This window comes from uncultured Parvibaculum sp. (assembly GCF_963975745.1).
Classification (GTDB): domain Bacteria; phylum Pseudomonadota; class Alphaproteobacteria; order Parvibaculales; family Parvibaculaceae; genus Parvibaculum.
The window spans coordinates 47,720-68,489 of sequence record NZ_CAXBIB010000005.1 but is presented as its reverse complement, the minus strand read 5'-3'; the positions used below and the strand labels follow the sequence as shown (position 1 = coordinate 68,489).

Annotated in this window: 20 protein-coding genes; 12 read left to right on the top strand and 8 right to left on the bottom strand. The window is 63.4% G+C overall.

Annotated features, from left to right (window positions below):
• Window positions 1–217: 217 nt before the first annotated feature.
• From mnmG to AAC071_RS05540, 4 genes are all read left to right on the top strand, one after another.
• Window positions 218–2,074 carry a tRNA uridine-5-carboxymethylaminomethyl(34) synthesis enzyme MnmG gene (gene mnmG, locus AAC071_RS05555; protein ID WP_339830774.1) on the top strand — a complete coding sequence of 619 codons (1,857 nt, stop codon included), beginning with the start codon at window positions 218–220 and terminating at the stop codon, window positions 2,072–2,074.
• A gap of 99 nt (window positions 2,075–2,173) precedes the next feature.
• Complete coding sequence (gene rsmG, locus AAC071_RS05550; RefSeq protein ID WP_339830772.1) at window positions 2,174–2,761, top strand: 16S rRNA (guanine(527)-N(7))-methyltransferase RsmG; 588 nt, start codon at window positions 2,174–2,176, stop codon at window positions 2,759–2,761.
• Window positions 2,742–3,662, top strand: coding sequence for a ParA family protein (locus tag AAC071_RS05545; protein ID WP_339830771.1), 921 nt, complete (start codon window positions 2,742–2,744; stop codon window positions 3,660–3,662). Before rsmG ends, AAC071_RS05545 begins: the two co-directional genes overlap by 20 nt.
• 235 nt (window positions 3,663–3,897) lie before the next feature.
• The gene (locus AAC071_RS05540; RefSeq protein ID WP_339830770.1) at window positions 3,898–4,806 is read left to right on the top strand and encodes a ParB/RepB/Spo0J family partition protein; all 909 of its coding nucleotides are present in this window, start codon (window positions 3,898–3,900) and stop codon (window positions 4,804–4,806) included.
• 243 nt (window positions 4,807–5,049) lie between these two features.
• Here AAC071_RS05540 and holA read toward each other — a convergent pair whose 3' ends face one another.
• From holA to AAC071_RS05520, 4 genes are read right to left on the bottom strand one after another with little or no spacing between them, the layout of a single operon-like run.
• Window positions 5,050–6,096, bottom strand: coding sequence for a DNA polymerase III subunit delta (gene holA, locus AAC071_RS05535; RefSeq protein WP_339830768.1), 1,047 nt, complete (start codon window positions 6,094–6,096; stop codon window positions 5,050–5,052).
• 19 nt (window positions 6,097–6,115) lie between these two features.
• Window positions 6,116–6,649, bottom strand: a complete 534-nt coding sequence (gene lptE / locus AAC071_RS05530) for an LPS assembly lipoprotein LptE (protein ID WP_339830767.1) — start codon at window positions 6,647–6,649, stop codon at window positions 6,116–6,118.
• The gene (leuS, locus tag AAC071_RS05525) at window positions 6,636–9,269 is read right to left on the bottom strand and encodes a leucine--tRNA ligase (RefSeq protein WP_339830765.1); all 2,634 of its coding nucleotides are present in this window, start codon (window positions 9,267–9,269) and stop codon (window positions 6,636–6,638) included. Before leuS ends, lptE begins: the two co-directional genes overlap by 14 nt.
• Before the next feature lie 33 nt (window positions 9,270–9,302).
• A complete protein-coding gene (locus AAC071_RS05520; protein ID WP_339830764.1) occupies window positions 9,303–9,872 on the bottom strand; it encodes a DUF3576 domain-containing protein in 570 nt (189 codons plus the stop codon).
• Between the two features lie 598 nt (window positions 9,873–10,470).
• On the opposite strand from AAC071_RS05520, the gene AAC071_RS05515 reads away from it, so the two are divergent.
• The 4 genes from AAC071_RS05515 to AAC071_RS05500 all read left to right on the top strand — a co-directional run bounded on the left by AAC071_RS05515 (window position 10,471) and on the right by AAC071_RS05500 (window position 14,364).
• The gene (locus tag AAC071_RS05515) at window positions 10,471–11,610 is read left to right on the top strand and encodes a porin (RefSeq protein ID WP_339830763.1); all 1,140 of its coding nucleotides are present in this window, start codon (window positions 10,471–10,473) and stop codon (window positions 11,608–11,610) included.
• A gap of 133 nt (window positions 11,611–11,743) precedes the next feature.
• The gene (locus tag AAC071_RS05510; RefSeq protein ID WP_339830761.1) at window positions 11,744–12,622 is read left to right on the top strand and encodes a sulfotransferase domain-containing protein; all 879 of its coding nucleotides are present in this window, start codon (window positions 11,744–11,746) and stop codon (window positions 12,620–12,622) included.
• A gap of 24 nt (window positions 12,623–12,646) precedes the next feature.
• Window positions 12,647–13,516: a sulfotransferase domain-containing protein gene (locus tag AAC071_RS05505; protein ID WP_339830759.1), complete on the top strand. Its 870-nt coding sequence runs from the start codon at window positions 12,647–12,649 to the stop codon at window positions 13,514–13,516.
• 8 nt (window positions 13,517–13,524) lie between these two features.
• Window positions 13,525–14,364: a sulfotransferase domain-containing protein gene (locus AAC071_RS05500; protein WP_339830758.1), complete on the top strand. Its 840-nt coding sequence runs from the start codon at window positions 13,525–13,527 to the stop codon at window positions 14,362–14,364.
• A 3-nt stretch (window positions 14,365–14,367) separates the two neighbouring features.
• Here AAC071_RS05500 and AAC071_RS05495 read toward each other — a convergent pair whose 3' ends face one another.
• Window positions 14,368–15,015 (bottom strand): thiamine phosphate synthase, encoded by a 648-nt coding sequence (locus AAC071_RS05495; protein ID WP_339830757.1) that lies wholly within the window; start codon window positions 15,013–15,015, stop codon window positions 14,368–14,370.
• A gap of 32 nt (window positions 15,016–15,047) precedes the next feature.
• Between AAC071_RS05495 and AAC071_RS05490 the strand changes: the two genes are divergently transcribed.
• Window positions 15,048–15,734: a YggS family pyridoxal phosphate-dependent enzyme gene (locus AAC071_RS05490; RefSeq protein ID WP_339830756.1), complete on the top strand. Its 687-nt coding sequence runs from the start codon at window positions 15,048–15,050 to the stop codon at window positions 15,732–15,734.
• On the opposite strand, the gene AAC071_RS05485 is transcribed toward AAC071_RS05490, so the two are convergent.
• On the bottom strand, window positions 15,731–16,267 hold the full coding sequence (locus AAC071_RS05485; RefSeq protein WP_339830754.1) for a L,D-transpeptidase family protein: 537 nt from the start codon (window positions 16,265–16,267) through the stop codon (window positions 15,731–15,733). The genes AAC071_RS05490 and AAC071_RS05485 overlap by 4 nt on opposite strands.
• 45 nt (window positions 16,268–16,312) lie before the next feature.
• Window positions 16,313–17,041, bottom strand: coding sequence for a hypothetical protein (locus tag AAC071_RS05480; protein ID WP_339830753.1), 729 nt, complete (start codon window positions 17,039–17,041; stop codon window positions 16,313–16,315).
• Here AAC071_RS05480 and AAC071_RS05475 point away from each other — a divergent pair.
• The 3 genes from AAC071_RS05475 to AAC071_RS05465 are packed head-to-tail and all read left to right on the top strand — an operon-like array spanning window position 17,040 to window position 20,265.
• Window positions 17,040–19,172 (top strand): sulfotransferase, encoded by a 2,133-nt coding sequence (locus AAC071_RS05475; RefSeq protein ID WP_339830752.1) that lies wholly within the window; start codon window positions 17,040–17,042, stop codon window positions 19,170–19,172. The two genes, AAC071_RS05480 and AAC071_RS05475, sit on opposite strands and share 2 nt — an antisense overlap.
• Before the next feature lie 7 nt (window positions 19,173–19,179).
• The gene (locus AAC071_RS05470; RefSeq protein ID WP_339830751.1) at window positions 19,180–19,866 is read left to right on the top strand and encodes a response regulator transcription factor; all 687 of its coding nucleotides are present in this window, start codon (window positions 19,180–19,182) and stop codon (window positions 19,864–19,866) included.
• Between the two features lie 24 nt (window positions 19,867–19,890).
• A complete protein-coding gene (locus AAC071_RS05465; protein WP_339830750.1) occupies window positions 19,891–20,265 on the top strand; it encodes a nuclear transport factor 2 family protein in 375 nt (124 codons plus the stop codon).
• Here the strand turns inward: AAC071_RS05465 and AAC071_RS05460 are convergent.
• Window positions 20,262–20,723 (bottom strand): thioesterase family protein, encoded by a 462-nt coding sequence (locus AAC071_RS05460; RefSeq protein ID WP_339830748.1) that lies wholly within the window; start codon window positions 20,721–20,723, stop codon window positions 20,262–20,264. The two genes, AAC071_RS05465 and AAC071_RS05460, sit on opposite strands and share 4 nt — an antisense overlap.
• Between the last annotated feature and the right edge of the window lie 47 nt (window positions 20,724–20,770).

The following is a 20,770-nucleotide window of genomic DNA, read 5'->3' as shown; positions in this document are numbered from 1 at the left end:
GGAGGGTGGTAAGCGGAGTACGCGGCCTGTTTCACGTGAAACATGAGGAGTGCGAAGAATCCGATTCCGCCTCAAAGGCTTGCGCGCGAATCTTCATCCATGCGCCTTCGGCATGTGGAAAAGTTTTGACGCATGCCTCGCCAGCGACTAAAGCTCTGACGCGCTGTCGTTGAATCCGTTGCTACGGAGACAGGCATTTCTCGCGCGGACAGGAATGATGAGCGAAGCTTTCGATGTGATCGTGATCGGCGGCGGCCATGCCGGCTGCGAGGCGGCCTCGGCTGCAGCGCGGGCCGGCGCGCGCACCGCGCTGGTCACGCACCGGATCGCGACCATCGGCGAGATGTCCTGCAATCCGGCGATTGGCGGGCTCGGCAAGGGCCATCTGGTGCGGGAGGTCGATGCGCTGGACGGGCTGATGGGACGGGTCGCCGATCGCGCCGGCATCCAGTTCCGCCTGCTCAACCGGCGCAAGGGGCCGGCCGTACGCGGTCCGCGCGCCCAGGCCGATCGCAAGCTCTATCGCCAGGCGATGCAGGATGCGATTCTGAATCATTCCAGCCTGACCGTGATCGAGGCCGGCGTCGGCGATCTGCTGGTCGAACATGGCGTCGTGGCCGGCGTCGTTACCGAGGATGGCCGCAGCCTGCGCGGCGGAAGGGTGGTGCTGACGACGGGAACCTTTCTGCGCGGCATGATCCATCTCGGCACCACGCGGATCCCGGCCGGCCGCGCTGGCGAGGCGCCGGCGCTGGGTCTTTCGGAGCGGCTCTACGGGCTGGGCTTCCGGCTCGGCCGCCTCAAGACCGGGACGCCGCCGCGGCTCGATGGCGCCAGCATTGACTGGGCTTCGCTCGAGGTACAGCCGGGCGACCGGCCGCCGGTGCCCTTCTCCTTCCTGACGCGCGAGATCACCGGGCCACAGGTCAATTGCCACATCACCCGGACGACGGCGGCCGGGCACCGGATCATCGAGGAAAATCTCGGTTTTTCTCCGGTCTATTCCGGTCAGATCGAGGGTGTCGGGCCGCGCTATTGTCCTTCCATCGAGGACAAGGTGGTGCGCTTCCGCGAGCGCGACAGCCACCAGATCTTTCTCGAGCCGGAAGGCCTCGACGACGACACGATCTATCCCAACGGCATTTCGACGGCGCTGCCGGAAGAGGTACAGCTGGCCTTCCTGAAGACGATACCGGGGCTTGAGCATGTCGTCATGCGGCGCGCGGGCTATGCGATCGAATATGACTATATCGATCCGCGCGAGCTGAAGCCGACGCTGGAGACCAGGCGCCTGCCGGGGCTCTATCTGGCCGGCCAGATCAATGGCACCACAGGCTATGAGGAAGCGGCGGCGCAGGGGCTGATGGCCGGGCTCAATGCGGCGCTTTCGGCCGGGGGCGGCGAGGGCGTCGTCTTCGACCGGGCGCAGGCCTATATCGGGGTGCTGATCGACGATCTGATCACGCGGGGCGTCAGCGAACCCTATCGGATGTTCACCTCGCGGGCCGAGTACCGGCTGACGCTTCGGGCCGACAATGCCGATCAGCGGCTGACCGGTCTTGGCATCGCCTCGGGCATTGTCGGTCCGGAGCGGGCGGGGGTCTTTGCGGCCAGGCAGGCGGCGCTTGAGACCGCGCGGGCCTTTTGCGGTTCGGCGCGGCTCAGCCCCAGCGAGCTGGTCAAACGGGGCCTCAGGATCAATCAGGATGGCGTCGCCCGGTCGGCCATGGACCTTCTGGCTCATCCAGATATCGATATAGGCGTTCTTGCCGGGATCTGGCCGGAGATGCGGGCATTCGAGCCCGGGATCGCCGAACAGCTCGAGATCGAGGCGCAGTATGCGGGCTATCTCGGCCGGCAGGAGGCCGATATAAGGGCCTTCCGCAAGGATGAGGGGATGCGGCTGCCGGCCGGGATCGACTATGCCGGGATCAAGGGCCTGTCGATCGAGGTCCGGCAGAAGCTGGCGGCGGCGCGTCCGGCGACGCTCGGGCAGGCGGCCAGGGTCGATGGCGTGACCCCTGCTGCACTGACAACGTTAATGATTCACGTGAAACAAAAGCGCAGTGCTTGAGGGGCATGACCCGGTATGTCCCAACATATAGTGTCTGACGGCGCGCAAGTCATTGATGCGGAATCCTTTTCGGCCGTTACCCATGTTTCACGTGAAACAATGGCCGGGCTGGTCCTTTACGAGACCCTGCTCCGGAAATGGCAGAAATCCATCAATCTGGTCTCTTCGGCCACGCTTTCCGAGCTCTGGCGCCGGCATATGCTCGATTCCGCCCAGCTGGCGGCCCTGGCGCCGGACGATGCCCGGGATTGGGTCGATCTGGGCAGCGGCGGCGGCTTTCCGGGGCTGGTGATCGCCATTATACTGAAGAATCGACCCGGTTTTCGCATGCATCTGGTCGAGAGCGACCAACGCAAATGCGTCTTTCTGCGCGAGGTGGCGCGGGAAACCGGCGCCCCGGTCGAAGTCCATGCAAGGCGGATCGAGGATTTCGCGGCCAAAAGGGGTGCGACGGCCGATGTGGTTTCGGCCCGGGCCCTGGCGCCGCTCGAGCGGCTGCTGGGCTGGGCCGCACCGCTTTTCGACACCGAAACAATCGGGCTGTTCCTGAAGGGGCAGGGGATCGAAGGCGAATTGACGGAAGCGCGCAAAGGGTGGATATTTGAGGCCGAGTTTTCCCCCAGCCGTTCCGATCCCTCGGGATGCGTGCTCAAGCTGCGAGGCCTCCATGGAGCCGATCGACCTTAACCAGGGTGCCGCGACGCCGGTTTCCGCGGGTAGTGCCGCGTCGCTACTTGCTCCGTCCACGGATCGACCGCGCATTCTGGTGGTTGCCAACCAGAAGGGCGGCGTCGGCAAGACGACAACCGCGATCAATCTGGGTACGGCGCTTGCCGCGGTTGGCGAGCGTGTGCTGATCGTCGACCTCGATCCGCAGGGCAATGCCAGCACCGGTCTCGGCATCGGCCGGGCCGAGCGCAAGGTTTCGGCCTATGACGTGCTGATCGGTGCGGCGCTGATCGAAGATGCGGTGGTGCCGACCAAGGTGCCGGGTCTCGATATTGTTCCGTCCACGATGGATCTTCTCGGTGCCGAGCTGGAGCTTGCCTCGGTGCCGCGCCGTTCGCACCGGTTGCGCGATGCGCTGGCGCGGATGCCGCGTCACGGCAAGAAGCGCGAGAACAGCGAAACCGAAGCGGCGATGACCGCGCGGCCCTATACCTATCTGCTGATCGACTGCCCGCCTTCGCTCAATCTTCTGACCATCAATGCGATGACGGCGGCCGATGCGATCCTGGTGCCGCTGCAATGCGAGTTCTTTGCGCTTGAAGGGTTGAGCCAGTTGCTGCGCACCGTCGAGCGCGTCAAGACCAGCCTCAATCCGCGGCTCGAAATCCAGGGCATCGTGCTGACCATGTTCGATCAGCGCAACAAGCTCTCCGACCAGGTCGCCTCCGATGTGCGGTCGCATCTCGGCGACAAGGTCTATCGTACCGTCATTCCGCGCAATGTCCGGATCTCGGAAGCGCCATCCTATGGCAAGCCGGCACTGGTTTATGACCATCGCTGTGCCGGCAGCAAGGCCTATATGAAGCTGGCCGCCGAAATGATCCAGCGCGAAAGAGCGTTGCGGCGCAGCGCTGCGTGAGGCGTCTGCGTTAACTTAATCCGTGGTCTGAAGACTCTTAACAAAATCTTCTAACCACTTGTAATGATTCGACAAGAGGCCCTACCCGGTAGTGATGCCGGCGGGCGGGGTTGCGGAAAACGAGCCTTTCCGCGGATCTGCGGCAAGGCCCGGCCGGTACGGCCGGTCATACCGGACAAACAGCAGGCCGCGCCTTCGGGTGGCGGCAGGGGGCAGAGGAAGAAGGATGACGACCATGGCAGAGGAAACCCCGAGCCGTCTCGGCCGCGGTCTGGCGGCGCTGATCGGCGACGACACGGCTTTCGCACTGGGCGACAGCGCGGCACAGGCGCCGCGCGGCATTCGCGAGGTGCCGATCGAACATCTGCGCGCCAACCCGTTCCAGCCGCGCCATACCTTCCGGGCCGAGGAGCTCAACGACCTTGCTGCCTCGATCCGCGAGAAGGGCATCCTGCAGCCGATCGTGGTGCGGCCGGTGGCGGGCGATGCCAACAGTTTCGAGATCGTCGCCGGCGAGCGGCGCTGGCGTGCCGCCCAGGCCGCGCAGCTCCACAAGGTGCCGGTGATCGTCAAGGAACTCTCGGACGCCGAATCGCTCGAGATCGCCATCATCGAGAATGTGCAGCGTGCCGATCTCAATGCGGTCGAGGAGGCGGCCGGCTATGACCGCCTGATGATGCAGTTCGACTATACGCAGGAAAAGCTCTCGCAGCTGATCGGCAAGAGCCGCAGCCATGTCGCCAACACGCTGCGTCTGCTGTCGCTGCCCAAGCCGGTCCAGGCGCTGATCGAGGAGGGCCGGCTCACCGCCGGTCATGCGCGTTCGCTGATCGGGCAGGCGCGGGCCGAGGAGATGGCGCGCGAGATCGTCGCCAAGGGATTGTCGGTGCGCGAGGCGGAAGCGCTGACGCGCAAATCCGAAGCGCCCGGTTCGGCGACGCGGCCGAAATCGCTGCCCAAGGCAGAGAAGGATGCCGACACGCTGGCGCTGGAAAAGAACATTTCCGACCAGCTCGGTCTCAAGGTCGAGATTTCCTTTTCCGGCGACAAGGGCGGGCAGGTGACCATCGCCTACAAGACACTGGAGCAGCTCGACGAGATCTGCCGGCGCCTGGCGGGGCGCAACGCGCAGAAGATCAACTGATCCGTATACGGAGCGTTTTCCGTTGCGCCGGCCGCCGTCCCGGCAATGGCGGCGGATTATGTTCAGAAAAAGCCTGACGGCGACTTGTCCCCGTGTGGCCGGGATGCACTTGGCTGTGTCTTTCCTGTCAGGACCGGTCCGGCATCCGCCTGGCGCGGCGGGGATAAATCGGGGATAACTCCGTTTGTGACAGTTTTTTGACAGTTGCGTGACAGAGGGGGGGTCCCGCTGTCATTTGCGCTGTCACATTCCGCGTCGCGGACGCGCGGCCTGCGCAATTCTGAACAAGGTCTGTCCACAAATGGCCTCGGCCGGACTGCCGGTCGTCTTGCACTGGCCTTCGGCCTCGAGCGCCAGCGCCAGCGCGCGATCGAGCTTCCGGCGGTTCCAGTTTTTCATCTGACGCGTCACCGCGTCCTTGCGCTTGAAATGCAGCGGCGGACGGAAGCTGCGCATCGCGCCGTTGATGTCGCTGCCGCTTTCGATATGCGCGGCGGCCAGATGCATCTGCATCAGATGACGCGACAGGGCATTGAGGATCGCGATCGCATTGGTATCGGCGGCGCGCGCGCGCGCCAGCGCCGTGTCGAGATGATCGAGTTCGCCGCCCAGCGTCGCATCGATCACCGCGTCGAGATTGGAAGCCGCGTTGTCGCCGATGCATTCGCGCACATCGGCCAGCGTCACTTCGCGGGCCGCGCCCGTCTCGCCCGCGCCCATATAGAGCATCAGCTTTTCCAGTTCGTTCTGCGTCACGCCGCGATCGGAACCGAGATGGGAAAGCAGATAGTCGAGTGCTGCCGGTTCGGGGCGCAAGCCGGCCGCGCCGAGCCGTGTACGGATCACATCGGCCAGCGTCGCCGCGTCATCGGCATAGCAGGGCAGGGCGGCGGCGTTGGCCGCTTCCTCGAAAAGCAGACGCAGGGAGGAACGCGGTCCGAGCTCGCCGGCTTCGGCCAGCACGAGCGCATCGCCGACCGGGTTCTCGAGAAACGACGCCACTGTCTTCGATGCGGCGTCGGCGATGCCGCGCAGCCGCACGACGCGCCGTCCGCCCAGCATCGAGATCGACGCCGCTTCGTCGGCCAGGCGCGCCGGATCGCTTTTCAGATCGCTGTCGGAAATTTCGGAAAGACGAAACGGATCGGCCAGATCGTCGAGCACACTCCGCGCCAGCGTTTCGACGCGCTGGCGCACAAGGCCGGAATCGGGTCCGTAGACCAGCACCGCAACAATGTTCGCCGGCGGCTTGGCCGCAAAGCGATCGGCCTCCTGCGGTTTGACTTTCAAGGCGCGCTTCGCCTTTCGCTCACAGGGTTGCGTCCGCCATGCGCGGCTGGCGGTTGAAATGAATGCCGAGCTGCAGCTTGATGTCCTCGGCCACGGCCTTGGCCGCACGCTCGCGCGCGTCGCGCGCCGCGGTGATGTTGGCGAATTCGGAATCGACGCGGTTGTAGGAGGTGCGCGTGCGTGCGACCGAGCGCAGCACCGGCTTGTCGGTTGCGGTGTCTACGAGGCGGAAGGGAACGACCAGCACCACATTCTTGCGCGTCACATCGGCGTCGCGTTCGATCGCGACATCTTCCTCATAGAGCGAGGGCACCAGCTCGACGCGATAGGCGGGGTTGGCGGGCGGGTTGCCGCTCGAGGAGAGAATGTCGAGCAGATCGTATTTCAGCGCGCGGCCGATGTCGTTCTCCGGCGCCTTGACGTCGAGCAGCGCCAGTTCGGCGGCGATGCCGGCCCTGTCGCTGTGCTCGGCATAAAGCGGCGTGAAACCGCAGGCGGGCAGCGCCAGCGCAACCAGCAGCAGCGCGGCGAGGCGAAAGTCAGACCACGACATTGACGATCTTGCCCGGCACGACGATGACCTTGCGAACCGCTTTTCCATCGATCGCCTTCTCCACCTTGTCGAGTGCCAGCGCGGCCCGCTCGATCGTCTGGTTGTCCGCGTCCCGGGCGATGGTCAGCTCGTCGCGGCGCTTGCCGTTGACCTGAACGGCAATCGTGACGGAGTCTTCCACGATGAGGGCCTTGTCGGCAACCGGCCATTCGGTCTCGACCACCGGCGTCTCGTGGCCGAGCGCGGCCCAGCATTCCTCGGCCAGATGCGGCATCATCGGCGCGGTCGCCAGCACCATGAACTCCAGCGCCTCGCGCTTGGCCCATTTTCCGGCCGCATCGGCCGGCGTGAAGCCCGAAATCGCATTGGCCAGTTCATAGATGCGCGCCACCGCGCGGTTGAAGCGCAGGTTCTCGATATCGTCGGTCAGCGCGTCGAGCGCCTTGTGCGCGGCGCGGCGAAGCGCCAGCGCGGCATCGTCGAAGCTTGCCGGCAGCGGCGTACCGGCCGGCGCAATCTCGTCAGGCGTCGCGGTCGCCAGGCGCCAGAAGCGCTGCGTGAAGCGCCAGGCACCTTCGGCGCCGGCATCCGTCCATTGCACGTCGCGCTCGGGCGGGCTGTCCGAGAGCATGAACCAGCGCGCCGTGTCGGCGCCGTATTGCGCGATGATCTGTTCGGGGTCGACCGTGTTCTTCTTCGACTTCGACATCTTCTCGATCGCGCCGATCGTCACCGGCGCGCCGTCCGACAGACGTTTGGCGACGCGCGCGCCGTCGACCGTCTCGATCGCGACATCGGCGGGCGGCAACCAGTGCCCGGATGCGTCGCGATAGGTTTCGTGATTGACCATGCCTTGCGTGAACATGCCGGCGAAGGGTTCGTCGAGACCGACATGACCGGTCTTGTGCATGGCGCGGTTGAAGAAGCGCGAATAGAGCAGATGCAGGATCGCATGCTCGACGCCGCCGAAATACTGATCGACCGGCAACCAGTGATCGACCGCCGCACGGTCGGTCGGCGTTGCGGCCCGGGGCGCGCAGAAGCGCGCGAAATACCAGGAAGAGTCGACGAAGGTGTCGAAGGTGTCGGTTTCGCGGTGCGCCGGCTTGCCGCATTTCGGACAGTCGACATTCTTCCAGGTCGGATGGCGGTCGAGCGGATTGCCCGGCTTGTCGAAGGTCACGTCGTCGGGCAGCGTGACCGGCAACTGATCGCGCGGCACGGGCACGGTGCCGCAGCCATCGCAATGGATGATCGGGATCGGACAGCCCCAGTAGCGCTGGCGCGAAATGCCCCAGTCGCGCAGGCGGTAATTGATCGTGCCCTGACCGAGCTTCATCGCTTCGAGCTTTTCGATCGCGGCGCGCTTGGCCGCGGTGACGTCGAGCCCGTCGAGGAATTCCGAATTGACCGCCACGCCGTCGCCGGTAAAGGCGTCGGTGCCATGCGCGGCCAGCGCTTCGACGAAGGCGGCGCGGGCCGTCGCGTCCAATTCCTTCGGGGAGACGACCGGGATCACCGGCAGCTTGTACTTGCGGGCGAAGTCGAGGTCGCGCTGGTCATGTGCCGGGCAGGCGAAGATCGCGCCGGTGCCGTATTCCATCAGCACGAAATTCGCGACATAGACCGGCAGCGTCTTTCCCTCGATGAAGGGATGGCGCGCCGTGAGACCGGTGTCGAAACCCAGCTTCTCGGCCGTCTCGATCGCTTCCTCGGAGGTTCCGATCTGATCGCATTTCCTGACAAAGGCCTGCAGTTCGGCATTGTCGGCGGCCAGCGATTGCGTCAGCGGATGATGCGGCGAGAGCGCGCAGAAGCTGGCGCCGAACAGGGTGTCGGGCCGCGTCGTGAAGATTTCGAGCCTGTAGTCGGGCGCGTCCCGGACGCCGTCGATGGCGAAGAAGACTTTCGCGCCTTCCGAGCGGCCGATCCAGTTCCGCTGCATCGTCCGCACTTTGTCGGGCCAGCGTTCCAGCGTGTCGAGACCGTCCAGCAATTCGTCGGCGAGATCGGAAATCCTGAGGAACCACTGGGTCAGCTCGCGCCGTTCGACCGGCGCGCCCGAGCGCCAGCCGCGGCCGTCGATCACCTGTTCATTGGCGAGCACGGTGTTGTCGACCGGATCCCAGTTGACGGTGCTCTTCTTGCGGCTGACCAGGCCGGCATCGAGGAAATCCAGAAAGAGCGCCTGTTCGTGGCCGTAATATTCGGGATCGCAGGTGGCGAATTCGCGCTCCCAGTCGATCGACAGGCCGATCGCCTTCAGCTGCGCGCGCATCGCCGCGATGTTGTCGTAGGTCCAGCCCTTCGGGTGGACGTTCTTTTCCATCGCCGCGTTTTCGGCCGGCATGCCGAAAGCGTCCCAGCCCATCGGGTGCAGCACGTCGAAACCGCGCGCCCGCTTGTAGCGTGCGATGACGTCGCCGATCGCGTAGTTGCGGACATGGCCCATGTGAATGCGCCCCGACGGATAGGGGAACATTTCGAGAACATAATATTTCGGGCGGCCGGAAACGGCGCCGTCATCGCGTGTGCGAAAGACGGCTTTCTCCTCCCAGACCTTCTGCCATTTCGGTTCGACGGCGCGGGCGTTGTAACGGTCGTTGGGACTTGGTGACATGATCGTCGGCTGGTCCGTCTTCAATCCGGACCGCTAGCGGCGCTCGGTGGCCTCGATGGTGCTGATACGGAGCTGGCGGGCGCGGACCAGAATGGCGTTTTCGATCTGCAGCGGCGTGTTGCCGGCAACCGCCGCATCGACCCATTCGCCGCTGCCGTTATCGGACCGCGTCTGGCGGAAAACGGCCACTTTCACGCCATCGGCGCGCAGGCGCCGGTCGAGAATATAGACCGTGACCTTGAAGCGTTCGCCCGGCGTTTTCGGGTCCTGGTACCAGTCGGTGATGATGACGCCGCCGAAGGGATCGGCCGAGACCAGCGGCATGAAGGCGATGGTGTCGAGCGAGGCGCGCCAGAGGAAGCTGTTGACGCCGATGCCCGAGCCTTCAACCGCGTCGTTCGAGCCGCCGCCGAACAGCGTCAGCCCGTCCTCGCCGAAGATTGATTCGCGCTGCTGTTCGCCGGTCGGGTTGTTGGGGCCCTGGCCCGTCGGACGCCCCGGATAATTGGAGGTTGAGGGACCGCAGGCGGTCAGGCCGAGCATGGCGGCGAGCGCCAGCGCGGCGGCGGCGCGGGTGGCGCCTTTCGTTCCGGTATGGGTCATCAGATTTACGGCAAGCCTCTCGCGTTACGCCTCTCTCATCCGCCTGCCGGTTCTTGTGCCAAGGGCTTGCGGGGAGCAACCAGTTCGCGCGCCGAATCACGTTGCGGACGGCGCATCATCCATTTGTCCTGCGCCTTTATAGCGAGATAAAGCCGTCTCCTGCAATCGCGGTTGTCGCGGGCCCCGGTTCGGCTGTCCGGCACTGTCCCGGCGGCACCGACTGTTGCCCGCAAGGCACAAAAAATCCGCAGCGCCGCATGGGCAGGCGAGAGGCAATCGGTGTGCGCTCGAAGACGATTTCCGAGCCCTGAATCCCCATCTTTGTTGAGTCCCCGGAGCGGAACCCGCGGCGCAAGGCGTCGATTTGGTAACCGATCATTAACCAAATGGCGCCGATTTGTGCCCTTTCCGCAACATGCGGCGACATTCCTTCGCCATGCGTGCCGGTTCGCTTGACCCGAAGGGGGTATCAACGGATTAATCGGGTTACGCGCTCGGGGGGCAGTTTCAGTCGGCCCGGCGATGGACGCGGCCATGGGGGGTATTTCCGATGGCTCGTGCGAATGGAACAGCTTTTAGCTGATACTGCGAGGAACACATGAAAAAGATTCTCCTTGGGACGACTGCTCTCGTCTCGGCCGGCCTGATCGCCGGTCCGGCGCTCGCGAGCGATCCGCTGGCCGTTACGGTCGGCGGCACGGTCACGGCCGGCTTCTATGTCATCGACGCCGATGACATCGGCGCAACGTCGTTCACCGACACCGCCGTCAAGCTCGTCGCGCGCAATATCGACATCAAGGCCGAAGGCACGCTCGACAACGGCATGGTTGCCGGTGTTATCGCGACGCTTTCGCTCGGCGACGACTGGAACACCGCTGCAACAACGGTTGGCGGCAATCTCGTTGGCGGCAACAACAACGACGCCGTGTTCCGTGAACTCTTCGCCTACCTCGAAGGCGGCTTCGGCCGGTTCGAGATCGGTGGCACCGACGGCGCCGCCTTCAAGATGCACTACACCTCGCCCTGGTTCGTGCCGGGCAACGGTCTCGACAGCCCGAACATCCTGAATGCCGTGCTGGCCGCTTCGGCGTTCCGCCACTCGACGTTCTCGCTGATGGCTGCCGATGCCAACAAGGTGACCTACTTCACGCCGCGTTTCGCCGGCTTCCAGCTCGGCGGTTCGTACACGCCGGAAACCTCGTTCAACGGCCCGAACCCGAACGGTCTCGGCCTGCTGCCGAACACGGCCGTCAACATCGGTGACGTGTTCGAAATCGCTCTCAACTATGCCGGCTCGTTCGGTGGTGTTGATGTCGGTGCCGACGCCTTCTACGTTTCGGGCGAATCCGGTCCGACGGCGGCCGATCCGGAAGAACTCGGTTTCGGCCTCAACCTCGGCATGGCTGGCTTCACGCTCGGCGGTGCCTGGTACCAGTCGGAAGACCTGCTCGTGGCGTCGGTCCCGGTTCCGTCGGCTGCCGGTGTCGAGGAAGAAGTCTGGACCGTGGGTCTGTCCTACGGCACGGGTCCCTGGACGGTTGGCGTGGCCTATCTGACGGATGAGATCAGCAGCCCGGGCTTCTCGGCTGAGATCGAAAGCTGGCAGGCCGGTGGCGGCTACAACCTCGGCTCCGGCGTCGATGTCGGCGTCGATGTGCAGATGTCGACGATCAATATTGGCGGTGGCGCCGATATCGACTCGACCTCGGCCGGTCTCGTTCTCTCGATCGGTTTCTGATCGCTTCGGCGACCGGATCGTTCGAAAACGACCCAGGTTACGAGAGAGCGGGCCTTGTGCCCGCTCTCTTTTTTTGTGCGCCGTCCTTTGCTAGACAGGGCATGTTTCCTCGACGAGAGCGAAAGACCGCAACATGGGCGCCCTGATCTGGCTCGCTTCCTACCCCAAATCCGGCAACACCTGGATGCGCAGTTTCCTGCACAATCTGTTCAGGAACACGGCCGCGCCGGTCAGCATCAACGATCTCGACGATTTCTGTCTCGGTGAATCCGCCGCGGCCTGGTATGCGCCACGCGCGCCGCGTCCGCTGGCGGAGCTTGAACTCGAAGAGATCGCCAGGTTGCGCCCGATCGTGCATCGCGATTTCACCCGCGCCTTTCCGGACTCGGTCTTCGTCAAGACGCATAACTATCTCGGCGAGTTTTTCGGTGTTCCGCTGCACAATATGGATGTCACGGCCGGCGGCATCTATGTGCTGCGCAATCCGCTCGATGTGGCGATCTCCATCAGCCACCACTTCGGCGAGACAATCGACGAAGCAATCGCGCATCTTGCCAATGAAGGGGCGGGGACACCCGTTACCGACACGCATGTGCCGGAGGTGCATCGCTCCTGGTCGACCCATGTCGCAAGCTGGACCGCCGTGCCCAATCCGCAATTGCTGGTGCTCCGCTACGAGGATCTGCTGCTCAAGCCAAGAAAGCATTTCAAGAAGGTGGCACAGTTTCTCGGCCTCAAACCATCTCCCGAGCGGCTCGAGCGCGCCATCCGCAACTCGTCTTTCAAGGCGCTGAAAGCGCAGGAGCAGAAGGCCGGCTTCAAGGAGCGGTCCGACAAGGCGGCCGCCTTCTTTCGCGAGGGGCGGGCCGAACAGTGGCGCGACGTGCTGACGCCCGATCAGGTTCGCCGGATCATCGCCGATCATCATGTCCAGATGGCACGCTTCGGTTATATTCCCGCCGACTACAAGGATGCCGTGCCCGCGCCGGACGAATCCCGTGCCGCGTCCTGAGGCCGTATCGAGCGAGGCATCGACATGGGAACGCTAGTCTGGCTCGCCTCCTATCCGAAATCCGGCAATACTTGGGTGCGGAGTTTCCTGCACAATCTCGTGCGCGATGCGGATACGCCGGCCGACATCAACACCCTCGATGAATTCTGTCTCGGCGGCTCATCGCGGCGCTGGTTCGAACTGGTCTCCCAGGTTCCGCTCGAGACGCTCGAACCGGCCGAGCTGGCAAAGCTGCGGCCGCTGGCCCAGGCGCGCATGGCGGCATCGGTCCGCAATTCGATCTTCGTCAAGAGCCACAATTATTACGGGCCCTGGTTCGATGTCCCGCTTCACAATGCGGCCGTCGCGGCGGGTGCGGTGTATATCCTGCGCAATCCGCTCGATGTTGCGCCCTCGCTTGCCCATCACTATGGCGAATCGCTGGAATGGGCCATCGATTTGATGGCGAAGCCCGGCGCGGGCACCAGGCTGAGCGTCCGGCATGTGCCCGAGGTCTACGACACCTGGTCGAACCATGTACTGAGCTGGACGGCGAAGGCCAATCCGAAACTGCTGGTGCTGCGCTATGAGGATCTGCTGATCAAGCCGGCGGAAAGCTTCGGCACGCTTGCGCGGTTTCTCGGGCTTGCGGCCGGGGAGGAAAAACTCGCACGTGCGATCCGCCATTCCTCCTTCGAGGTCCTGAAATCGCAGGAGGCCGAGCGCGGCTTCCGGGAACGACCTGCAAATGCCAAATCGTTTTTCCGTGAGGGCCGTGCCGAGCAATGGCGCGATGTGCTGACGCCGGATCAGGTTCGCCGCATCGTTGCCGATCATCATGTGCAGATGGCGCGCTTCGACTACATTCCCGAGGATTACCGGGACGGTGTGTCGACTGACAAGCGCGACGGATAGGTCATGACATGGGTGCATTGATCTGGCTCGCCTCCTATCCCAAATCGGGCAACACCTGGTTGCGGAGTTTTCTGTGCAATCTGCTGATCGACGCTCCCGAGCCGGCTGACATCAACAAGCTCGCCAATTTCTGCCTCGGCGAATCCCTGCGCCGGTGGTACGAACCCCATGCGACGGCGCCGCTCGAAACGTTGAGCGCTGCCGAGTTGGCGCGGTTGCGTCCGGCCGGGCAGTCCGACATGACCCGGGCTTTCGCCGATTCCGTTTTCGTGAAAACACACAACCATCTCGGATCCTGGGCGGGCACGCCGTTGCACAACATGGCAGTGACGGCCGGAGCAATTTATGTGCTGCGCAACCCGCTCGACGTTGTCGTTTCCGCGCATCACCACTTCAACCTCTCGATCGACGAGACCATTGCGATGATGGGGCGTTCAAGCGCGGGTACGCTGCTTTCCGCGACCAATGTTCCCGAGATCTATACGGACTGGTCCGGACATGTTCGCAGCTGGACGGCGCAGCCGAATCCTCAACTGCTTGTCCTGCGCTACGAGGATCTCGCCGCCGATCCGGTCAGGAATTTCGGAACCGTTGCCTCGTTTCTCGGATTGCGGGTTTCCGGCGAACGGCTGCAGCGCGCCATTGCGCATTCATCGTTTGCGGCATTGAAGAAACAGGAAGAGGAACGCGGTTTTCTCGAACGTCCTGATGCGGCGCCGGCGTTCTTTCGTGAGGGCCGCGCCGAGCAGTGGCGCGATGCGCTGACGTCCGAACAAGTCAAGCGTATCGTTGCCGGTCATCGTGTCCAGATGCAACGCTTCGGCTATATCCCGGTGGACTACGCCTGACGGTCAGTCGAGCAGAAAGCCGATCCCCGCCACGCCGTCTATGCCCGTGCCGGAAAGGCGGCGGACATCGCGCGTGTCGGTGATGCCGCCCAGCGCGTAGCAGGCAAGTCCAAGGGCATGAGCAAGCCGGGCAAGGCGGGCGAGCCGCACCGGACCGAGCGGTCTTGCCCCTCGATGGCTCAGTGTCGGCAGAACCGGCGAGATCAGAACGGCATCGACGCCAATCCGGGCCGCCCGGCGGATGGCTATTTCGGAATGCGCAGCCGCTGTAACGGCCACGTGAACGCTCCGGCGAGAGCGGCCGAGCTGGCGCTCCGGCAGATGCCGTCCGACGGCATCCAACCGAAGTGCGCATGCCGGCTCACCTGCGATCAGCAACAGACAATTTCTTGCCCGGGCGCGTGCGGCGAGCCTGCGCAGATTCGTGGCCGTTGGCTCCGCGCCATAAGCGCGCCAGATCAAGGCCGATCCCTCCGGCAGGGCGTCGAGTGCCCTGTCCGGATCTGGCAGACGCGAAGCGTCGGTCATGCCGATCAACACGATGCCGTTCCTCCGGCCCGATAACCGCCGTGCGGCATCCCGCATCGCGCGCGCCTTCGCTGCTCCGCTCCCCTTGCCGTTGGCGCTGCCTGCCACTAGCTTCGCTCCCATCCGCTGCCTTTCCGACGCGCAGGCCTGAGACTATGACAACGATCGCCTCCGACGCCACCACGCCTGCCGCCCGCCTTGCCGATATTCGTTCGCGGATCGCCGAGGCGGCGCGTGAGGCCGGGCGCGCGCCGCAAGAAGTAACGCTGGTTGCGGTGTCGAAGACGTTCGACCAAGCGGCCATATTGCCGCTTGTCGAGGCCGGCCAGCGTGTCTTCGGCGAGAACCGTGTTCAGGAGGCGGCCGCCAAATGGCCCATGCTAAAGGAACGGTTTGCCGATATCGAACTCCATCTGATCGGGCCGTTGCAAAGCAACAAGCTCGAGGATGCGCTGGCGCTGTTCGATGTCATGCATACGCTCGACCGGGAGAAGCTCGCGCTGGCGCTGGTCAAGGTGCGTGAGCGCGGTGTGCGGCTGCCCCGTCTTTTCGTTCAGGTGAATACCGGCGAAGAGCCGCAGAAGGCCGGCATCAAGCCGGCCGAGGTCGCGTCGTTTCTTGCCCGGTGCCGGAATGAATGGCAGCTCGTCATTGATGGTTTGATGTGCATACCGCCGCTTGACGAAGAGCCGGCGCTTCATTTCGCGCTGCTTGGAAAGCTCGCACGGGAGAATGGCCTCGCAAACCTGTCGATGGGGATGAGTGGCGATTTCGAGAAGGCGATTGCGCTGGGTGCAACGCATGTGCGTGTCGGCAGCGCCCTGTTCGGTGCGCGCACCTAAGGCACACCGATCCGCATTTTCGTCTGCGGTGTACAGCGCGACAGAACTTTCAGCATGTCGGCAAGCCGCAACGCAACGCAGCCTTCCGTCGGTTGCAGGACGCCGTTCTTCTCGTTGGCGATATGAAAGAAGATCGCGCTGCCGGCACCCGGACGCGGCGGGTCGTCATTGTGGCCGAGCACGACGAGGAGATCGTAGAGAGAGTCTTCGCGCCACATCGTTTCGGCGCTTGCCGGATAGGGCAGGCGCACCGGACGGTTGTAGGCCGGATCGCCCGGCGCATCGCACCAGCCGTCACCTTGCGCAATCGGACGGATCGGCAGGCCCGTGGCCGGCGGGGACAAGCGGTCGGGCCGGTACCACAGCTGCCGAAGCGGAAAAAGACCGATCGGCGTGGCGCCGTCGCCCTCGCGCTTGTCGTCACGCAATCCGCTGCGCCCCAGCGCACAGGGAAAATCCCACGCGCCGAAAATCAGGCGGCCGCGTGTTTCGCCCGGATTTGCTGTGACTTCGATATCTGCGGATCGGGTCATTACCGGATCAGGTTAGGCGGCGACCGCGCCGCTGACCAGCCCGGTTCAAGGTGCGTGCTTCAGCGCCTGATACTTGTCGAGTGCCTGGTTCATGGCGCTCAGAATATCGGCAGGTGTGGCCGCAGGCTCTTCGTCGTCGACCGGACCCTCCATGTCGAGGCTCATCTGCGGCGCGATGCTGCTCAGGCCCTTTTCGATGGGCGCGGGATCGTCGAACGAGCCGATCAGAGCGGCGAAGGCCTCCGGGCTCAGTTGCGGCATGCCCGCCGCTGCGGCAACCGAAGCCGGTGCGGGGTTTTCGGCGACGATCGAAGCCGTCTCCTCGGCCTTTGCATTGGCGCGCGCCGCCGCCAGCACAGCCGCGCCGGCGCCATCATCGGTACTGACGGTGCGGAGCGCTGTGTCGCTTGCCGCGTCTTCCGGCGTGAAAAGAGACGCATAGAGGCGATCGCCGACGCCTCGCTCGCCGTTGCCGCCGGCAATTGCCATGCTGGCAAGCGTTGCGGCCAGGCCGATCGGTCCGCCATAAAGCGTGCCACCCGCAATCCGGGCCTGTGGGCTGATCCTGTCGCCGGTCAGGCCCCGATAGATTTCGGAAATGACCGGAATGTGCTGAAGCGGGTTCAGCGTGTCGATAAGGTCGTTGAAGCTCAATCCCTCGCCTTCCGGCGTGTGCCCTTCGCGCCGTGCCGCGCGCAGCTCGGCAAAAGCGGCGGTGGCCATGTTGTGCTTGCCGGCGGTGGGCGGCACATGGTGGGTGAGGGCGTCTGTCATGGCGTTCCCGACGCAAATGACGGGCCAGAATGAAAAGCGCGGAAAGGTGCCGTTTCCAAAGCCTGACCGGACGCTGTGCGCGCCGCGCGACCGGCAAGATTTGCCGGGCCGGCGGCGGCGCGCGCATTGGTTACCGCGCCGAGCTATGGCAAACTCCGGCCCGCGCGCCCCGGTCGTGGGCGCAAGCTGTTTCGGGACGATGCGTATGACGAAAAAGCCCCCCTTTTCCGGGCCGAGCAAGACCCCTACATTCGCGCCGCAGGGCGGTTCGCGGCCGACGGTCGGATTGCCGCGCGCGGCCTTTGGCGGGGGGGCGCCGACCGTCGGGATTCCAGGGGGCGGACAGGCGGGCGGATTCCGGCCCGGTGCCGCAGGTTCCCGGCCCGGCGGACAGCCGGCGGCGGAGGACCTCGTGCGGCTTCTGCAACTGGGTGGCGCACATCTCGCGGCCGGCCGCCTCGATCATGCGGGTCGTGCGGCGGCACATGTGCTGAAGGTCGATCCGAAGAATCCCGATGCGCTTCATCTCCTCGGCCTGGTCGCGCTTGGCAAGGGCGATGCCGCGAATGCCGAGAAGCTGATCGCGGCGGCGGCCGCGATGATGCCCCATCATGTGAATGTCTGGGTCAATCTCGGCAATGCGCAGCGCGATCAGGGCAAGACCGACGAGGCCCTGATCACTTATGCGCAGGCGTTGGCGGTCGATCCTAATTACGCAGAAGTCTATCTTCAGCGCGGCATTCTCTACAAATCCAATTCGGCACTGACCGAAGCTGCTGTGGATTTTGACAAACTGATAGAATTGCGCGGAGATGAACCCGCACCATATCTGAGAGCGGCTGAGACAGCGGCAAATCGGGGTCAGTACAAGACAGCGATCAAATATTGCGAGACGGCGCTGGAAAAACTAAGTCCCGCGCCCGTGGCAATTCTTGTTTTTCTAGCATCGACGCATGAGATGCTTTCAAATCTCGACCAAGCCATTTCCATTGCAGAGCGGGCGCTTGAAATCGAACCTATGAATTTGTCGGCCTTTCATATGCTGACCAAAGCAAAGCGCCGGATGTACAAGGGAAAAAAAGACGTTCTGGCTCAGTTGCGGCAACAGCTCGAATCGCTCGAATTTTCAAGCATGGCGCCGGGCGATGCCCGGTTGTTCTACTCCGAGTTGGCACAGCTCTGCGACGCGCTGGGCGATCTACCCGCCGCTTTTAACTACTTTCGACTTCAAAATGAGAAAACCTCCGAGTTGTCGATGCTTGAGAAAAGGGATCTCGGTAAATTTATGAGGGATGTTGGTACCTTAATCGATATCACTACTGCAGATTCTATAAAGTCATGGCGCACATTGGCGCCACGAAACATTGAACCATGCCACAAGGCGGCACCGGTTTTTCTGGTTGGCTTTCCAAGGTCGGGGACAACGCTGCTTGATCAAATTCTCGACGCGCATCCCGATGTACAAGTGTTTGAAGAACTACCACTTCTCCGTTCGGTCCGTTTGTCGCTCGATGACTATCCGCGCTCCCTTGCCACAATGAATGAGGAGGAACGCGAAAGGGCGCGTCAGGTTTACTGGGCGTCTCTGCGCAAGGAAGGCGCCGACTTGGAAGGCAAGACGGTCGTCAATAAAATGCCGCTAGATATGATTCATGCAGGCTTGATCCATCGTGTATTCCCAGAAGCGCGCATCCTGTTTGCGCTACGCCATCCGGCGGATTGTGTTCTTTCCTGTTTCATGCAGGACTTCGTGCCGAATGGAGCCATGGTCAACTTCTTGACGCTTGACGGTTCGGCCCGGTTTTATGACCAAGTCATGACGCTCTGGGTAAAGTATCGGGCGCTGCTGCCGCTGAATGTGCATGAGGTGCGTTATGAACGTCTCATCGCCGATCTGCGCGGCGAAGTCGGATCTGCGCTCGAATTTCTCGAGTTACCATGGCATGAGGCAGTCAGCGATCCGGCCACGCATGCCTTGGCGCGTGGTACGATCCGGACGCCCTCCTATTCGCAAGTGACGCAGCCTATCTATTCAACTGCGGCCGACCGCTGGCGGCGATATGAAAAGCATATGCAACCCGTCATGCCTTTGCTCGAGGCACATATCAAGCGCTTCGGCTATCCCGTCTGATGGAACCATGAGCACGACAAAGAAGATTCTCGTAGTCGACGACGACGATGCGCTGCGCACGGCGCTGGTCGAGCAACTTGATCTCCATGAAGAGTTTTCCTGCATCATGGCGCCCACCGCGTCCGCGGGGCTTGATCGCATTCGCGCGGACCATGTCGATCTGGTGCTGCTCGATGTCGGGTTGCCCGACATGGATGGCCGCGAGCTCTGCCGGCTGATGCGCAAGGCAGGCGTCAAGGCGCCGATCATCATGCTGACCGGAGCGGATACTGACTCCGACACGATCCTCGGTCTCGATGCCGGCGCCAACGACTATGTCACCAAGCCGTTCCGCTTCGGTGTCCTGCTGGCGCGCATCCGGGCGCATCTGCGCAGCCATGAACAGAGCGAGGATGCCGTCTTCAAGATCGGCCCCTACTCCTTCCGTCCCAGCGCCAAGCTGCTGGTCGACGAACAGGAAAAGAAGGTCCGGTTGACCGAAAAGGAAACCGCCATACTCAAATATCTCTACCGGGCCGGTGCCAAGGTCGTCGGACGCGATGTGCTGCTGGCCGAAGTCTGGGGATACAATTCCGGTGTTACCACGCATACGCTTGAGACGCATATCTATCGCTTGCGGCAGAAGATCGAAAAGGATCCATCGAATGCCGAAATTCTGGTGACGGAAACCGGCGGCTACCGGCTGGTGCCGTGATGCATGAATGGTGAGAGGGCGGGCATGGACGACGACAAGTTCGATGTGGCGGCACGGTTCTTCCATGCGGTCGAAACGGGGAATATCGACGAGGTTGCGCGCATTTATGCACCGCAGGCACGCATCTGGCACAATTTCAGCCGGCGCGTGCAGACGGTCGAAGAGAACCTCAAGGTGCTGCGATGGATGGACCGCAAGCTTCCGGGCCGGCGTTACGAGGTGACGCGGCGGCTTTCCATTCCGGGCGGCTTCATGCAGCAGCATGTCGTGCGCGGGACGCTGGCCGACGGGACGGATTTTGCCATGCCGGCCTGCGTGGTCTGCCTTGTCGAAGACGGCCGCATCACCTCGCTTGAGGAGTATCTCGATCCGGCGCAGGCGGCCGTACTTTCGGCCTAGTCGCCCTCGACGCGGGCGGTCGGCCGGTAGGCGACGATGAATTGCGGCGGCATGCGGGTCGCGCGTCCCGACTCGATGTCGATGCAGACGAAATCCGACAAGCCGCGGAGCAGGGTCTTCCCCGTTTCGGCATTGACCATCTGGAAACGGCGACGCAGGCGAAGCCGCCCGTCATTTCCGGTAATCCAGGTGGCAACGAGAACGCGCTCGCCCGCGTGGCTGGCAACCAGATACTCAAGTTCATGGCGGCGGACCACCATGCCGCGATTGAGGCGCTTGTAGGCTGCGAAGTCGAGACCGAGCGCCTTTGAATGCTCCCATGCCGCTTTTGCCATCCAGGTCAGATAGACGACATTGTTTGTGTGCTGAAAATCGTCAATATGTTGCGGCTCGACGGTCACTTCATGGATGAAGGGGTCGGGCCAGTCCCAGTCGATTTGCGGCATCGGCAGTTCCATGACATGCGCTCCATTGCGGCGTCGGGACTTCTTAACCGTGCCGCGCG

Coding starts and splice junctions, on each gene's coding strand:
- mnmG (WP_339830774.1), top strand. CDS start 218: ATGAGCGAAGCTTTCGATGTGATCGTGATCGGCGGCGGCCATGCCGGC.
- rsmG (WP_339830772.1), top strand. CDS start 2,174: ATGGCCGGGCTGGTCCTTTACGAGACCCTGCTCCGGAAATGGCAGAAA.
- AAC071_RS05545 (WP_339830771.1), top strand. CDS start 2,742: ATGGAGCCGATCGACCTTAACCAGGGTGCCGCGACGCCGGTTTCCGCG.
- AAC071_RS05540 (WP_339830770.1), top strand. CDS start 3,898: ATGGCAGAGGAAACCCCGAGCCGTCTCGGCCGCGGTCTGGCGGCGCTG.
- lptE (WP_339830767.1), bottom strand. CDS start 6,649: ATGTCGTGGTCTGACTTTCGCCTCGCCGCGCTGCTGCTGGTTGCGCTG.
- leuS (WP_339830765.1), bottom strand. CDS start 9,269: ATGTCACCAAGTCCCAACGACCGTTACAACGCCCGCGCCGTCGAACCG.
- AAC071_RS05520 (WP_339830764.1), bottom strand. CDS start 9,872: ATGACCCATACCGGAACGAAAGGCGCCACCCGCGCCGCCGCCGCGCTG.
- AAC071_RS05515 (WP_339830763.1), top strand. CDS start 10,471: ATGAAAAAGATTCTCCTTGGGACGACTGCTCTCGTCTCGGCCGGCCTG.
- AAC071_RS05510 (WP_339830761.1), top strand. CDS start 11,744: ATGGGCGCCCTGATCTGGCTCGCTTCCTACCCCAAATCCGGCAACACC.
- AAC071_RS05505 (WP_339830759.1), top strand. CDS start 12,647: ATGGGAACGCTAGTCTGGCTCGCCTCCTATCCGAAATCCGGCAATACT.
- AAC071_RS05500 (WP_339830758.1), top strand. CDS start 13,525: ATGGGTGCATTGATCTGGCTCGCCTCCTATCCCAAATCGGGCAACACC.
- AAC071_RS05495 (WP_339830757.1), bottom strand. CDS start 15,015: ATGGGAGCGAAGCTAGTGGCAGGCAGCGCCAACGGCAAGGGGAGCGGA.
- AAC071_RS05490 (WP_339830756.1), top strand. CDS start 15,048: ATGACAACGATCGCCTCCGACGCCACCACGCCTGCCGCCCGCCTTGCC.
- AAC071_RS05485 (WP_339830754.1), bottom strand. CDS start 16,267: ATGACCCGATCCGCAGATATCGAAGTCACAGCAAATCCGGGCGAAACA.
- AAC071_RS05475 (WP_339830752.1), top strand. CDS start 17,040: ATGGCGTTCCCGACGCAAATGACGGGCCAGAATGAAAAGCGCGGAAAG.
- AAC071_RS05480 (WP_339830753.1), bottom strand. CDS start 17,041: ATGACAGACGCCCTCACCCACCATGTGCCGCCCACCGCCGGCAAGCAC.
- AAC071_RS05470 (WP_339830751.1), top strand. CDS start 19,180: ATGAGCACGACAAAGAAGATTCTCGTAGTCGACGACGACGATGCGCTG.
- AAC071_RS05465 (WP_339830750.1), top strand. CDS start 19,891: ATGGACGACGACAAGTTCGATGTGGCGGCACGGTTCTTCCATGCGGTC.
- AAC071_RS05460 (WP_339830748.1), bottom strand. CDS start 20,723: ATGGAACTGCCGATGCCGCAAATCGACTGGGACTGGCCCGACCCCTTC.